This is a genomic window from Haladaptatus halobius (genome assembly GCF_020618475.1).
Classification (GTDB): Archaea; Halobacteriota; Halobacteria; order Halobacteriales; family Haladaptataceae; genus Haladaptatus; species Haladaptatus halobius.
In genome coordinates this window covers 2,661,173-2,675,395 of record NZ_CP085335.1, presented here as the reverse complement: position 1 = coordinate 2,675,395, position 14,223 = coordinate 2,661,173, and the positions used below count along the sequence as shown (strand labels likewise).

Annotated in this window: 17 protein-coding genes; 12 read left to right on the top strand and 5 right to left on the bottom strand. The window is 64.2% G+C overall.

Annotated features, from left to right (window positions below):
• Window positions 1–46: 46 nt before the first annotated feature.
• Complete coding sequence (locus LIW51_RS15625) at window positions 47–664, top strand: cupin domain-containing protein (RefSeq protein WP_227375020.1); 618 nt, start codon at window positions 47–49, stop codon at window positions 662–664.
• A gap of 54 nt (window positions 665–718) precedes the next feature.
• On the top strand, window positions 719–1,174 hold the full coding sequence (locus LIW51_RS15620) for a DUF5814 domain-containing protein (protein WP_227375019.1): 456 nt from the start codon (window positions 719–721) through the stop codon (window positions 1,172–1,174).
• 30 nt (window positions 1,175–1,204) lie between these two features.
• Here the strand turns inward: LIW51_RS15620 and LIW51_RS15615 are convergent, their stop codons facing one another.
• A complete protein-coding gene (locus tag LIW51_RS15615; protein ID WP_227375018.1) occupies window positions 1,205–1,609 on the bottom strand; it encodes a DUF8146 domain-containing protein in 405 nt (134 codons plus the stop codon).
• 70 nt (window positions 1,610–1,679) lie between these two features.
• Between LIW51_RS15615 and LIW51_RS15610 the strand changes: the two genes are divergently transcribed.
• Window positions 1,680–2,537 (top strand): mechanosensitive ion channel family protein, encoded by an 858-nt coding sequence (locus LIW51_RS15610; RefSeq protein WP_227375017.1) that lies wholly within the window; start codon window positions 1,680–1,682, stop codon window positions 2,535–2,537.
• Between the two features lie 2 nt (window positions 2,538–2,539).
• Here LIW51_RS15610 and LIW51_RS15605 read toward each other — a convergent pair whose 3' ends face one another.
• Complete coding sequence (locus LIW51_RS15605; RefSeq protein WP_227375016.1) at window positions 2,540–3,184, bottom strand: helix-turn-helix domain-containing protein; 645 nt, start codon at window positions 3,182–3,184, stop codon at window positions 2,540–2,542.
• A gap of 86 nt (window positions 3,185–3,270) precedes the next feature.
• Between LIW51_RS15605 and hutU the strand changes: the two genes are divergently transcribed.
• From hutU to hutH, 5 genes are all read left to right on the top strand, one after another.
• Window positions 3,271–4,998, top strand: a complete 1,728-nt coding sequence (hutU, locus tag LIW51_RS15600; protein ID WP_227375015.1) for a urocanate hydratase — start codon at window positions 3,271–3,273, stop codon at window positions 4,996–4,998.
• A complete protein-coding gene (gene hutG / locus LIW51_RS15595) occupies window positions 4,995–5,936 on the top strand; it encodes a formimidoylglutamase (RefSeq protein ID WP_227375014.1) in 942 nt (313 codons plus the stop codon). Before hutU ends, hutG begins: the two co-directional genes overlap by 4 nt.
• Window positions 5,933–7,174, top strand: a complete 1,242-nt coding sequence (gene hutI / locus LIW51_RS15590; RefSeq protein ID WP_227375013.1) for an imidazolonepropionase — start codon at window positions 5,933–5,935, stop codon at window positions 7,172–7,174. The genes hutG and hutI overlap by 4 nt, the downstream gene beginning before the upstream one ends.
• 110 nt (window positions 7,175–7,284) lie before the next feature.
• Complete coding sequence (locus LIW51_RS15585; protein WP_227375012.1) at window positions 7,285–7,668, top strand: hypothetical protein; 384 nt, start codon at window positions 7,285–7,287, stop codon at window positions 7,666–7,668.
• Window positions 7,669–7,891: 223 nt separating this feature from the next.
• Complete coding sequence (hutH, locus tag LIW51_RS15580; RefSeq protein ID WP_227375011.1) at window positions 7,892–9,460, top strand: histidine ammonia-lyase; 1,569 nt, start codon at window positions 7,892–7,894, stop codon at window positions 9,458–9,460.
• On the opposite strand, the gene LIW51_RS15575 is transcribed toward hutH, so the two are convergent.
• From LIW51_RS15575 to LIW51_RS15565, 3 genes are all read right to left on the bottom strand, one after another.
• Entirely contained in the window at window positions 9,457–9,684 is a 228-nt protein-coding gene (locus LIW51_RS15575; RefSeq protein ID WP_227375010.1) for a hypothetical protein, read from the bottom strand. The genes hutH and LIW51_RS15575 overlap by 4 nt on opposite strands.
• A gap of 151 nt (window positions 9,685–9,835) precedes the next feature.
• A complete protein-coding gene (locus LIW51_RS15570) occupies window positions 9,836–10,459 on the bottom strand; it encodes an RPA family protein (protein ID WP_227375009.1) in 624 nt (207 codons plus the stop codon).
• A 1-nt stretch (window position 10,460) separates the two neighbouring features.
• On the bottom strand, window positions 10,461–11,390 hold the full coding sequence (locus LIW51_RS15565) for a replication factor A (RefSeq protein ID WP_227375008.1): 930 nt from the start codon (window positions 11,388–11,390) through the stop codon (window positions 10,461–10,463).
• A 214-nt stretch (window positions 11,391–11,604) separates the two neighbouring features.
• On the opposite strand from LIW51_RS15565, the gene LIW51_RS15560 reads away from it, so the two are divergent.
• From LIW51_RS15560 to LIW51_RS15545, 4 genes are all read left to right on the top strand, one after another.
• On the top strand, window positions 11,605–11,916 hold the full coding sequence (locus tag LIW51_RS15560) for a DUF7091 family protein (RefSeq protein ID WP_227375007.1): 312 nt from the start codon (window positions 11,605–11,607) through the stop codon (window positions 11,914–11,916).
• Window positions 11,917–12,080: 164 nt separating this feature from the next.
• Window positions 12,081–12,782, top strand: a complete 702-nt coding sequence (locus LIW51_RS15555; protein ID WP_227375006.1) for a hypothetical protein — start codon at window positions 12,081–12,083, stop codon at window positions 12,780–12,782.
• A 77-nt stretch (window positions 12,783–12,859) separates the two neighbouring features.
• Window positions 12,860–13,921 (top strand): ferritin family protein, encoded by a 1,062-nt coding sequence (locus LIW51_RS15550; RefSeq protein ID WP_227375005.1) that lies wholly within the window; start codon window positions 12,860–12,862, stop codon window positions 13,919–13,921.
• Window positions 13,922–13,923: 2 nt separating this feature from the next.
• Window positions 13,924–14,211 carry a hypothetical protein gene (locus LIW51_RS15545; protein ID WP_227375004.1) on the top strand — a complete coding sequence of 96 codons (288 nt, stop codon included), beginning with the start codon at window positions 13,924–13,926 and terminating at the stop codon, window positions 14,209–14,211.
• The last annotated feature ends 12 nt before the right edge of the window (window positions 14,212–14,223 follow it).

Sequence of the window (14,223 nt, the reverse complement as noted above, 5' to 3'; positions counted from 1 at the left end):
CTTAGACACCTAAACGCACTTGTTGCCACTGGTTGAACTGACGGATATGGAGCACGTTTCCATCGACGACGAGGAACCGAACGCCGTGGGGAACGACGGCGACCGCCGCAGTCTGTCCGAGCCATTGAGAACGACCGACGTTGCGATCAACCACTATCGGCTCGCCTCCGGCGAAGAACTCTCCGGAGGACTCCACGCGCACATGGATCAAGAGGAGGTGTCCGTCGTCATCGAGGGGGAAGCGACGTTCGAGACGTTTACGCTGCTTCGAGATGCGGACTGCGAGAGCGACGAAACGACGAGCGAAGGCGGCGAGGTCACCGTCGGCGCTGGCGAAGCGATCAGGTTCGCGCCCGGCGAGTTCCAATCCGGCGCAAACGAATCCGACGACGAACTCGTCGTGCTTGCGATGGGAGCACCCCGCGACAGCGAGGATGTTCGCATTCCCGCGGACTGTCCCGAGTGTTCCCACGACGATATGCGCTTAGAGATTGGTGAGAGCGCGCTCACGTTCGTCTGCCCGGACTGCGGAGCGGAGCGCGTCTCGCAGGGGTGTCCCGAGTGCGGCCACGAGCTTCGCGTCGCTCTCGGCGAGGAGACCCAGACGGTCGTCGTCTGCCGTAACTGCGGGGCCGAGTTCGAGAACCCTCCGTTTGCGGAATAGTCCCCCAATTTGACGACACCCTTATCCGGCGGAACCGAATACGATTCACCACGCGTGGCTATCACGGACAAAATCTACGTCAAAAACCATCGCCAGATCTCCTCGCAGTTGGATACCAACATCCCGAAGGGAGCGTTCAAGGGTGCGACGCTGGACATCCTCTTTCAGGGAGAGGGGCTCCAGAAACTGGACGAGGCGACGCGAGATCGCGTCCTCGATTTCGCGGAGGACTTCCTTGATTGCGACTGCCAGAGCAATCCCTACTGCGGCTGTCCTGAGCGGAAGTTCATGCGCTACCTGCTGGAACTGCGCGAAGGCGGTCTCGGCCCCGACGCCATCGTGGACGTGATGAGCGACGACTACATGGTGTACGCCTACTCCGGCGACATCCTCTCGTTTCTGGACGATTCGGTGCGGACGCTCGAAGCAATAGAAGAACTCGCCGATGTGGAGGGCGACGACTCGATGGAAGCGCGCGCCCGGCAGAAGAAACACTCGCTGTCGGGATAACCCGTCGAAATCGGCGCGAGCACCGTCCGTCTACCCGAGACGGAACGGTTCGTCGGTCTCCAGTTCGTCGTCCAGCTCCTCCAATTGGATGACCTCCTCTTCGGCCTCGTCATCCACCTTCGTCTGGAGGTGGCGAACGAACTGTTTGTGCTCCTGTAGCTGTTCGCGGAGATGTTCGGCCTCCAGTTCGAGTCGCTCGTGCTCGCGGACGAAGCTCTTGGGCACCTCGACCTTCGGCGGGAACGAGTTCCCGTCGCTCTCCTCGACCTGATTTTCGGGGACGACCTGTATCTTCCCGTCGTGGGCGACCAGCATGTCCACGTAGTCGCGGAACACCGCCGACAGAGAGATATCGCGCTTCTCCGCGATCTCCCGCAGGGTTTCGAAGGCGTCCTCGTTGACCCGGAAGGAGATCGTCTTGTTCTTGTTGCCCATCGTTAGGTACATTCGCGTTCTGACACCACTTAAGGTTTCGTCAGACGGTCGCGGGCCATAACCCTGAGGTGTGCACTGTCCGTCAGAAATCGACGTGCAGGGTGGTGTCGTCGTCCAACTTCGGTCGCTGTTGGGAACGGTGCTCGACAACCTGGAACTGCTCGATAAGATTCCGGAGTACACCTTGGGAGTGGCGGTGTTCACGGTCTCGCTCGCCGTCGTTTACGCCATCGGTCGGTTCATGCTAGAACCGCTGGCCGAGCACGCGCTCCGGGTTCGCAACGTCAATCTCACCATCCGGGGAGCGATACTTCGCGTCGTCCGCGCGGGAATCTGGTTCGCGGGGGTTCTGTTGGCGCTCGACCTCGCCGGGGTCGACGTTTTCGGCGCATCCGCGACGCTCGCGGCCGCGTTGACCATCGCCGTCGGATTCGCAACCCGCGACATCGCGTCGAACCTCGTCGGCGGTGTCTTCATCGTCACCGACCCACGGTTCAACATCGGCGACTGGATCGAGTGGGAAGGAAACGAGGGCGTCATCGAGGATATCACCTTCCGCGTGACACGCGTCCGAACCTTCGACAACGAACTCATCACGGTGCCGAACTCCGTGCTTGCGACCAACGCCGTGACGAATCCGGTCGCCGGCGACGCGCTCCGCGTCAGCCACGAGTTCCCCGTCGGATACGACGCGGACGTCGACGCGGTGAGCGCGATTTTGTTGGAGGAAGCCGAGCGCCACGACGCCGTCTTGGACGACCCCGAGCCGTCGATTCGAATCGTCAACATGACCGACTCCCGCGTCGACGTGGAGGTGCGCTTCTGGATAGACGACCCCGACCACTCGGAGTTCGTGGCGGCCCGCTCGGAGTTCTTCCGGCGGGTCGAACGACGCTTCGACGAGGAGGGAATATCGCTCTCGGAGTGAGGTCAGTAGAACGCCACCAGCCCCGCGACCAGTTTGTTTTCCGCCCGCCGCAGGTGCTCTTCCGCCGTCCGGCGCCCGACCCCCATCTCCGCGGCGATGTCGGCCGTCGTCGTCTCGCGCGGAATTCGGTAGTACCCCGTTTCGTGGGCCGTGACTAGCGCCTCGCGCTGACGGGGCGAGAGGTCGGGAAGGGCGGTCTCCGGCGTGAGCAGCGGGCGGTTGCCGGGCACCGCAGAAATCTCGCGCTTCGACTCGACCGTCACCGGGAACGCCTCCACTAAATCGCGGTAGAGGTCGGTCAGATTTCCGGAATCGAGAGCGAGCACCCGACACCACTTCTCGCCGTCCGCGTAGCGCAGAGGCGGCACGAGCAGGCAACCGTGCCGAGCGAGAAATGATTCGACGGTGTCTGTCTCGTAGTCTCGCAGACACGCCTCGGTCATCGCCAGTCGCTCGTCGCCTTCGACCAGCAGTTCCCGTACGCCGACGAGTCCCTCGACGTGTTCCAGCGCGGCCCGACCCGCCGGGCCGCCGACGTGGAGGAGGTCGCAGTGGTCGTTACACCATAGCTCGATGGTCGCCTCGGTTCCCGCGGTCGCTTTCGCGCACACACTGGGTTGCTCGATCCGCATCACGACCTCGTGCATGACTCGTTTTCCTCGCGGCAAGTATTTAAAGAACCCTCCGTAAGCGTGGCCTTGGATATTTGCACTTCGCGCACCAATGACACGGTATGGAAGAGCGAGTCGAATCCCACGGCGTGGGCGAACCGAGCGCCCAGTGGCGCGAGTACCGGGGCGCGCCGACCGGAACGGACATCGAGTGCAAGGGCTGGCGACAGGAGGCGGCACTCCGCATGCTAAACAACAACCTCGACCCGGAGGTGGGCGAGAAACCGGAAGACCTCGTCGTCTACGGCGGCACCGGACGGGCGGCCCGCAGTTGGGACGCCTACGACGCCATCATGGCTGAACTGCGCGAACTCGACAACGACGAGACACTTCTCGTCCAGTCGGGCAAACCCGTCGGCCGGTTCATGACCCACGAGCGCGCTCCCCGCGTGCTCATCGCCAACTCGAACCTCGTCGGAAAGTGGGACGATTGGGAGCATTTCCACGAACTTGAAGCGAAGGGCCTCATCATGTACGGCCAGATGACCGCCGGGTCGTGGGCGTACATCGGCACGCAGGGCATCATCCAAGGAACCTACGAGACGCTGGCCGCGCTCGCGGACAAACACTACGACAGCAGTCTCGAAGGCAAAATCGTCGTCACTGGCGGCCTCGGCGGAATGGGCGGTGCCCAACCCCTTGCGGTGACGATGAATCACGGCGTCTGCATCGCCGCCGAGGTAGACGAGGCCCGCATCGACCGCCGAATCGAGACGGGCTACTGCATGGAGAAGACCGACGACTTGGACGAGGCCATCCGAAAGGCGACGGAGGCCGCCGAGGCTGGCGAACCCTACTCCGTCGGCGTCCACGTCAATGCCGCCGACATGCTGGAAGGGATGCTCTCCCGCGATTTCGTCCCGGACGTCGTCACCGACCAGACGAGCGCGCACGACGAACTGGAGGGCTACTACCCCTCGGGCTACGCCGTCGCAGAAGCCGACGAACTCCGCGACGAGAATCAGGAGAGATACGTCGAGGAGAGCCTCGACACGATGGAACGTCACGTGCAGGCTATCCTCGACATACAGGACGCGGGCGCGGTCGCGTTCGAGTACGGCAACAACATCCGCGGACAGGTGAAAGAACACCGAGGAATGGAGAACGCGTTCGACTATCCGGGCTTCGTTCCGGCGTACATCCGCCCGCTCTTCTGCCGAGGAAAAGGTCCGTTCCGGTGGGCCGCGCTCTCGGGGAACCCCGACGACATCCGCCGCACCGACGATGCAGTGAAAGAGCTGTTCCCCGAGAAAGAACAGCTCCACCGATGGATCGACCTCGCACAGGAGCAGGTCGCGTTTCAGGGCCTCCCATCGCGGGTGTGCTGGCTCGGATACGATACCGACGATGAGGGACTCACGGAGCGCGCCCGCTTCGCCCTTCGAATCAACGACCTCGTCGCGGAGGGCGAGATCGAGGCTCCCATCGTCGTCACACGCGACCACCTCGACGCCGGTTCGGTCGCCAGCCCGAACCGTGAGACGGAGGCCATGCGCGACGATTCTGACGCCGTCGCCGACTGGCCCATTCTGAACGCCCTGCTTAACTGCGCGGCGGGCGCTGACATCGTGAGCGTCCACGACGGGGGCGGCGTCGGCATCGGCAACGCGCTCCACGCGAACAACCACGTCGTCCTTGACGGCTCCGACCTCGCGGCGGAGAAGGCCCGCCGCGTGTTCACGACCGACCCCGGAATGGGCGTGATTCGTCACGCCGACGCGGGCTACGACGCGGCGATGGAACAGGCGGAGAAATCGAACGTTCCGGTTCCGATGCGAGACAGAAAATGAGCGAGTTCACTCAGACCTTCGAATGGGCGGGCACCTCGTCCGACCCGACCGACGAGCAGTTCGGCGACGTGGTCGAACCCGTCGACTCGCTCGACACCGCGAGCGAGTTCGACGCCGTGCTCCTCGGCGAACCGTTCGATCGGGCGGTCATCGGTCGGAAAGGCGCGGCGGACGGCCCCGCCGCGCTCCGCGAGGCGCTTGCGTCGGTGAAGACCCACCACTTCGACGCCGGGCCGGTCGGAAGCGTCGGCGACGCGGGTGACTGCACTCTGGCGTTCGACGCCGCGGAACCGCCGACCGTCGAGACCATCCAGCGGAGCGTCGGTACCCTCTCGCAGCGACTCCACGACGCCGACACGTTCCCCGTCTTTCTCGGGGGCGACAACTCGCTAACATACCCGAACGCCGCCCCCCTCCTCGACGACGATTCGCTCGGCGTCGTCAACTTCGACGCGCACCTCGACGTGCGCGAAGTGCGCGACGACCCGACCAGCGGAACGCCCTACCGCCAACTGTACGGGGACGGACTGGACGCCTACGCCTGCGTCGGCGCGCGGCACTTCGAGACGAGCACTGGGTACGCGGAGTTCGTCCGGGAGGAAGGCGGCGAAATTGTTACGGCGGAAGAAGTGGGCGAAAACTCCGTGTCCGCCGTCGACACCGCGCTAGACGCGATGGGCGATGCGGATTCCGTCTACGTCAGCGTTGACTTGGACGTGCTGGACGCCGCCGCCGCGCCGGGGGTCAGTGCCCCTACGCCGGGCGGCATCATGACCCGCGAACTGTTCCGGATGCTCCGACTCGCCGCGAGCGACGACCGAGTCGCGGGGTTCGAGGTGGTCGAATGCGCGCCGTCGCTCGACCGTGAAAACCTGACCGCGACGGCGGGGGCGCGAGCGATCGCGCATTTCCTCGCCGCGCTGGGAGGTGGTCGATGAGCGACCCGAACCCTGACCACGACCACACCGCCGTCGTCCACGACGCCGCCCAGATAGTCACTGTCGAAGCAGACGGCTCACTCGGAATCTACGAGGACGCGGCGATCGCGGTGGTCGACGGCGAAGTCACGCGCGTCGGCGCGACCGGCCCCGTAACGCGCGAGTATCCGCCGGAGAACGCGGAGTACGCGATCGACGCTCGCGGTAAGGCGGTCGTTCCGGGCTTCGTCGACCCGCACACCCACGCCCTGTTCGCGGGCGACCGCTCCGACGAGTTCGAGGCAAAACTGCGGGGGAAGACGTATCAGGAGATCCTCGCGGAGGGCGGCGGCATCCTCCGCACCGTCCGAGCGACTCGGGAGGCCAGCGACGAGGAACTGCTCTCGCACCTCCTCTCGCACCTCGACACCATGCTCGCCCACGGGACGACGACCGTGGAGGTGAAATCCGGCTACGGTCTTGACACGGCGACCGAACTGCGGATGCTCGACGTTATCGCCCGCGCGAACGACCGACACCCCGTCGACGTGGTTCCGACTTTCATGGGCGCACACGCCGTCCCCGAGGGTCGGGACGCGGACGACTACGTGGACGAGGTGGTCGACGAGCAGATTCCGGCGGTCGCGGAGCAGGGCATCGCGCGGTTCTGCGACGTGTTCTGCGAGGAGGGCGTCTTCAGCGTCCCGCAGTCGCGGCGCGTGCTGGTGACCGGCGAGGAACACGGGCTGACCCCGAAGGTGCACGCCGAGGAACTCGCGCACATCGGCGGAACGCAGCTCGCCGCCCAGCTCGGCGCGACCAGCGCCGACCACCTGCTGTACGCGACGCAGGAGGACATCGACGCCGTCACCGATGCGGGCGTGGTGCCCGTCCTGCTCCCCGGCACCGCCTTCGGCCTCGGTGCGGAGTACGCCGACGCGCGGGCGTTCCTCGACGCGGGCGCGCCCGTCGCCGTCGCCACGGACTTCAACCCGAACTGCTACTCGCAGAGCATGGAGTTCGCCGCGTCGCTGTCCTGCGTCGAGATGGGGATGACGCCCGCCGAGGCGCTGGTCGCCGGGACGAAGAACGCCGCACAGGCGCTCGATATGGACGATGGAACCGGGACGCTCCAGCCGGGCACTCCCGGCGATATCGCGGTGCTCGACGCGCCGAGCTACGTCCACGTTCCCTACAACTTCGGCGTGAACGTGGTCGAGACGGTGTTGAAGGGCGGCGAGGTGGTTCATCATGAGTAACACGAGTCTGCGGCTACGCCGGACGATGGTTTCGAGAGGACTGCGTTACCGCGGTAGTGTTGACCCAGACCGTTCCTTGGTGTTCTCGACGAGACGATTTCATCGCCAGAATGGCTACGTCTCGGAAAACCCCTGCCCGCTCGCGGTCGCACGGCGACATCTCGGCGCGGCTCACTCCGTTCGCACGGGAAGAGCTTCGCTCTTCCCTGGTCTCGTTCGCTCCTCCGTCGCTCACGAGAACCTCACCGAGAGGGGTCGCTGTGACGACCACGCGAACGCGAGCGGGCGACCCCTTTCAGTCCACCCAGACAACACCGCTACCGCACCCGCCACAGCAGGCCACGTCCTCCCCGACCGATTGCGCGCTTCGCTTCGCTCCAGTGTTCATCCCTCGCGCGGACGCGTCCGGAGGACGCGTCACTGCGCGCCACCGCGACGGCAAGCCGACCAGCCGCCGAGCGCGCATACCGGTCATTCACCGGAAAGCGCGCTAACCTGTCCATCCGAATCCTGGCAGACTGAAAGGGCGAGGGCGGTACGCGAAGCACGACCCCGTAAGCACCGCAGGGAGCGAGTGAAACGAGCGACCGAGGCGCGCAGCGTGGGGCGCACGAGCGTACCGCCCGAGGGATCTCGAGGTCGCTTTCACTGTGATTGCGACTGTCTCTACATCAAAATGATCGACAGTAACAACTTTACAAAGGAAGTGATGACGAAATGACCGAAGTACGAATCGACGGCGAATCCCTGACGTCAGCGGACGTAGAACGAGTCGCGCGCGACGCTGCGACGGTCTTCGTCCCCGAAGAAGCCCGTGAACGGGTTCGAACCGCCCGCAAGCGCGTAGAGCAAGTGGTCGAAAGCGGCGAGGCGGTCTACGGCGTCAACACCGGCTTCGGCGAACTCGTGGACGAGCGAATCCCCCGCGAGGACATCGAGACGCTCCAAGCCAACCTCGTCCGAAGTCACGCCGCCGGAGCGGGCCGGGAACTGACTCGCGAGGAGGTTCGGGCGATGATGGTCGGGCGCGTCAACGCGCTCGTCAAGGGCTACTCCGGCGTCCGCGAAATCGTGGTCGACCACCTCGTGACGATGCTGAACGAGGGCGTCCACCCCGTGGTCAACTCGCGCGGGAGCCTCGGGGCCAGCGGCGATCTCGCACCGCTCGCACACCTCGCGCTGGTGCTGATGGGCGAGGGAACCGCGACCATCGGCGAAGTGCGGATGGACGGCGGAGACGCCCTCGGTATGGTCGGACTCGAACCGCTCACGCTCGCCGCGAAGGAGGGGCTGGCGCTCATCAACGGAACCCAACTCACGGTCGGCCTCGCCTCCCTCGCCGTCTGCGACGCGGAGCGCGCGATTCGCGCGGGAGATATCGCCGGCGCGCTCACCACGGAAGTGACGATGGGAACCACCGCGTCGTCGGATTCGGTCATCGCCGACGTTCGCCCCCACGCAGGTCACACGAAGAGCGCGCGAAACGTCAAGCGTCTCACCGCCGACTCCGAGATCGTCGAATCCCACCGCAACTGCGATCGGGTGCAGGACGCCTACTCGATTCGCTGTCTCCCACAGGTTCACGGCGCGGTTCGGGACGCCGTCGCCCATCTCCGAGAAGCAGTCGAAATCGAACTCAACAGTGCGACCGACAACCCGCTCATCTTCCCCGCCGATTCGGTGAACAGCCGAGCGAGCGGGACGGGCGACGCTGCCGTCCTCTCGGGCGGTAACTTCCACGGCGACCCGCTCGCGCTTCCGCTAGATTACCTGACGAACGCGGTTACGGAACTCGCTGCCATCTCGGAGCGCCGTGTCGACCGGATGCTCAACCCGAACATCCAAGAACCGCACCTTCCGCCGTTCCTCACCGAACACAGCGGGCTGCGGTCGGGCTACATGATAGCACAGTACACCGCCGCGGCACTGGTGAACGAGAACCGCTCCATCGGCCGCGCCTCGATGGACAACACTCCTGTAAGCGGAAATCAGGAAGACCACGTGAGCATGAGCGCCCAGAGCGCGTTCAACGCCCGGCGGGCGGTGGAAAATGCGCTCGCCGTCGTCGGCATCGAACTCGTCTGCGGCGCGCAGGCCGCTGAGTTCATCGACGACCTCGTGCATGGCGTCGGCACCGGCGCAGCCTACGATGCTGTTCGTGAGGTCGTGCCGCCGCTCACCGACGATCGGCCGATCCACGAGGATATCTCCGCCGCCGAAACCCTCGTTTGGTCCGGCCTGCTCCAAGAGCGCGTCGAAGACGCGCTGGACGAATCGCTCGATTAGTCGGCTTCCGGCCGCTCGGGGTCGGTTCCCGTTCGGGGTTTGCCCGTCCTGTCGAGTGCCCAGACGCCGTGTTCTTCGCACTCGAACACGCGTCGGAAGACGCGCGTCGATTCAGCGCCGCACTCCGGACACGGGTGTGCCGGCCCTTCGGCGGACGTCTCTACGTCCATCGACTCGTACACGTCTTTCCAGCCACCGCTCGGCGAGGTGCGCTCGTCAGGCATCGCTCTCGGTGATTTCGTTCGTCCGTTGCACGCGTCGCGCGTCGCGCATCATACTGTCGTCCGAATCTCGTATCCCGCCGGTTCGTTCGATAGACGGTGCTCTCTTCGACTCAATCTGTGCAAACGCGTCCACCCTGAAAGCGGTGTATCGCTACTGTACCGTCGGTTCGGCTCCGTCGTCCGTCTCGTCCGAACCACCTGTATCGCCCGTATCGAGGCTTTCGAGTGCCCGGATGGCACTGTCTCGGTACGACTCGATATCCGCGTCGTACTCCTCTTTCGCCATCGCGGCGTAGCGGTTCGAATCGTCGTCGAACGCATCGAGGCGTTCGAGCGTCCGCTCGGCGGTTTCGACCACCCAGCGGTCGCGGGTCGATTCGTCCACCACGGTGATAGATTCGGGACGGAGGGAGACGTTCACGGTTCCATCGTCCATCTCGAACGTCCGGGGCTTCCCGGCGATGGCGACGTAGGCGGGCGGCTCCAGCTCGCGGAGCATCGCCGCGGCGTCCGGCTGGTACTGGCCCGCGTAGACGAAGAAGGTATCTCCGTTCGGGTCGACGACCCGACCGCGCCAGTACTCGCTGTCGTCGCCGACATCCTCTTTCTCGGTGAGGGTTCCGACGACGAACACGCGGTTCGCCCGCTCGCCCGTGGGGAGGAGCAGGTAGACCGGTGCGCGCTCATCCTCCGACTCTTTGAAGGTGTATCTCGCGTCGTTGAACTCGGCCGCGAAGGTGCGGCGTGCGACTTCTCGTGTTGGTGCTCCACTCATATTACATCGACCTCGCTTTAATGAGCGCCGCCTCGACGTCCACTGGCCCACTGAGCAGTTCGACGTCGTTCGCCAGCAGGTATCGGCCCATGGTCGGCCCCGCCACGCGGTAGTAGTGGCCGAGCGTCATGTCGCGCATCTCGTCGGCCACGACCGTCGTGTCGAGCGCGTCCATCGCCATCTGCTTGGCTTCGTCCAGCTCGATGCCGGTCAGTTCCTCGGTCGATTCCTTGTTGAAGATGACTTCGTGGACGTCGACCCCGTCGTCCAAGACGCCCTTGATTCGGAGGTCGAACTCGCCGTCCACTTCGCCGTGTTCGGAACAGCGCCCGTTCTGGAGGACGCGCGTGCAGTCCTCGTGCGGGCATCGCTTGATGAGGCCGCTACCGGACTGGATGTCCACCAGCGCGCCTTCTATCTCGCTCTCGTTGTCGCCGACTTCGATGTCGGTGTCGAGTTCCTCGATGGTCGTCGTGCGGTTGAGTTTCACCGAGTAGCGACCCTGATACTCGTCGGTGACGACGTTCCCGAGTCGGTAGACCGTCCCCTCTTCCAGTTCGGGGAGGTCGGACTTGGCCCACTTCGTGAACTTGATGGTACCGCTCTCGTCGCCGAGCAAGCCGACTTGTCCGACGGAGTCGCTGCGCGGTTCCCAGAGGTCGACGACCTTGGCGGTGATGTTCACCCACTGCTCGTCGGTTTCGATATCCGCGGCCTGCACGTCGCTCGTGCCGCCGGAGTGGATGTCGTCGCGTTCGAGGCCCGCCTCGTCCAAGTAGTGGCTGGTGACACTTCGCCGCGCCTCTTCCACCGGCACTTTGTACTCGTTGACGAGGCTGTCGAGACGCGAGGCTACGTCGTCTACGGTTACGTCGAGATGGTCAGAGAACTGTTCGTGTATCTCTTCTGCGTGCTGTCGCACATCGGTCATGGTTGCTCCGTCTCCGCTTTGGTTTCAGTGGGAGACGTATCGAGATTGGTGCGCGATGATATAAAAGGTTACGTGCGCGTGCAGAGCGAAAGTGAAAGTGGAACCGTCGTCGCGTCTCGCGGTCGATTCGGCGGAGTTCGGATGTGTACATATCGCTCGGTGAGCACCGTTCCGGTCGGGGAAACCTTTCATTCCCCCACCACCAAACACGGACATGGACGACCGCCTCGAACGCTTCCTGCGAATCAAACTTCGGGAAGCGGGGAAGAAGTACGCCGAGGCCCGCGAGTCGGCGGATCGCCAGATAGGTGAGGCGAAAGACGCCTACAAGAACGCCCACGACGTCACCCTCGCGGATCTGCCACAGGACGAACGAGGGAGGGCGAAGATCGTCTGCCGACGGTACGCCGAGCGCCGGGCGGTGACCCTCGATGCGGAGGGACGACCGGCCTGCTTCGACCCCGAACATCCCGATTGCGAGGGCTGCGTGGAAGATATCCGCGAGAGAACGGTAGAGACGTGGTAATGTAGAGACGTGATAATCGATGGGGTGGTGATATCGACGGCGGGTGAGACAGACGGCGCCGGTGATTCGGGGGTGCGTTTCGACCGTGCCGGAGCCGACCTCCCAATAAAAGACCGTCCATCAACCCGGGAACCATCTTGTGAACGTGTATCGAAGGACGGGATATGACGAACTGGTTTCCGTCCGAGGAGTGGCTCGGGGCGTACCGAACGAATCTGAACCGGAGCGACCGATACCGACAGGAGAGCGAGGGGTGGGGCGTCGACTTTGACGGTCGTTTCGTCTTCGAAATTCGACGCCTCCCCGTCGAGGAGACGACCCTCGGGGAGTTCCCCGACGAACTCTCCGGCGCTCTCGCCGAGAGCGTCTCGACCCTCCCAGAGGAGTATGCCGCGACGCTCGTCGAAGACGCTCCGGAGACGCTGGGCGAACGCATCGCCGACGGGGACGACGACCGGGAGCGACTTCTCGGCGCGCTGCTTGCGACGCCCGTCGTCGAACTGTCCAACGCCGTTCGGCCGAGCCTCCGGGAAGCGTTCCCCGAGGATCTTGCGAACCTACTCGACCAGCTCGAACGCTACGTCGAAGACGGAACGGTTCGCGTCCACCTCGACCTCTACGACGGGAACTGCCGCGAAGCCGAAGTGCTCGAACCGGGCGGCGAGCGCGACGTCGGTTTCGTCCTCCGCGGGGACTACCCGGAGTGGAAAGCTCTCACCGAAGGTGCAGACGTGATGGAGGCGGTTCTCAGCGAGAATCTCGACCTCGACGGGTCGGTCACCACGATCATGAACTACGCCGACGCCGCCGACGAGATGGGTGTCGTCGCCAACCGAACCGATTCCGACCCCCTGTTCGCCACGTAGTCGTTCGACCGTCCCGGTAAAAACGACCTCCTATGAGGAGGAGAATCGTCTTTTCGCTCCCGCCTGTCTGTCATGGTATGACAATGCACGCAGGGGGTGCTCGAGCGGCGTACGAAGGACAGCGAGTCGACACGTCGAGCAAGTGGTATCGGCTGTTCCAGAAGGGAGTCGAACTCGGAACCTGGAACGTCGAGAAACTGTTCGAAGAGGTCGGTCTCGAAGAAGACCGCGAGCAGTGGGAGTCGATGGCACAAGACGAGCGCGACCAGGTTCGATACCTCCTCTCGGGGTTCCTCGACGGTGAGCGCGAAGTCGCCGGGGACGCGGCCACCAATCTGAGCCGGATAATGGGTGCGCCGTGTCTCGACGACAACGAGGAGAAGGAGATGTACATGACGATGCTCACGCTCACCGAGCACAAACACACCCAGTTCATCGACGTCTACATGCGGGAGGTGATGGACGACCGCGACAACTACGCCGAACTCGACCCCCGACGGGGAACCCGCATTCCCATCGTCCAAGCGACCGGACTCGGCGAGGTCTTCGAAAATCAAGGCCTCCAAACCGCGAAGGCTGCCCAGACTCGGGATCCGGTCGATATCGCCAAGGCGGCGACCGTCTACCACCTCAACGTCGAGGGCATCCTCGCGCGCGTCGGCGGGTTCGCCATCAACCGGATCTCGGAAGCGGCCTATCTGCCCCTACTGAATCACGGGTTCAAATTCGTCAGCACCGACGAGGGTCGTCACATCACCCACGGCGTCAACCTACTGAAAGAACTTATCGAGAAAGAAGAACGGGGCGAGCCGGAGTATCAGGGCGTCAAACAGGGTATAATCGACATGCTCCATCACGACGCCCCGTACATGGCCGATTTCGCGTACATGTTCACCGAGGCGATGGGAGACCCCCTCGGCGTCGACATCGACGACGTTCTGTTGCGCGGCGGGCATCTCATCGACGGGATGTACAATGAGTCGCTCGGACTCGATCTCGACTACCTCGAGATGATCAACCGCGTCAGCGACCGCTACGAGGAGATCAAAGGGTGGAACCTCCAAGAGATCGTCGAACGACAGGAAGTACACTACGACCGCAGGCGGGGCGTCGCCGCCGACGGCGCGGGAGGTGACTGAAGATGGGACGCGACCTCGAACTCCGCGAGTTCGCTCGCGGGGCCGAGTTCAACGCGAGCGAGGAGGAGGTAGACGAAGCCATCGCCGAGGCCGCCGAGGAGCTCGGACAGAGCGAGGAGGAGGTAAGGGAGAACGTCGCCTACATCATCGACTCGTCGTTCGGCGAGGAGGAGTTGACCACCTCCTTCAACGAGATGGTCAGCGGTGCCGGTCTCAACGACGACACGGAGTCCACCGGCGATCCTCGCCTCGAAGCGCTCAAGATGTACAAGATGCGCCAGCGGATATAAAGCGAGCACGAC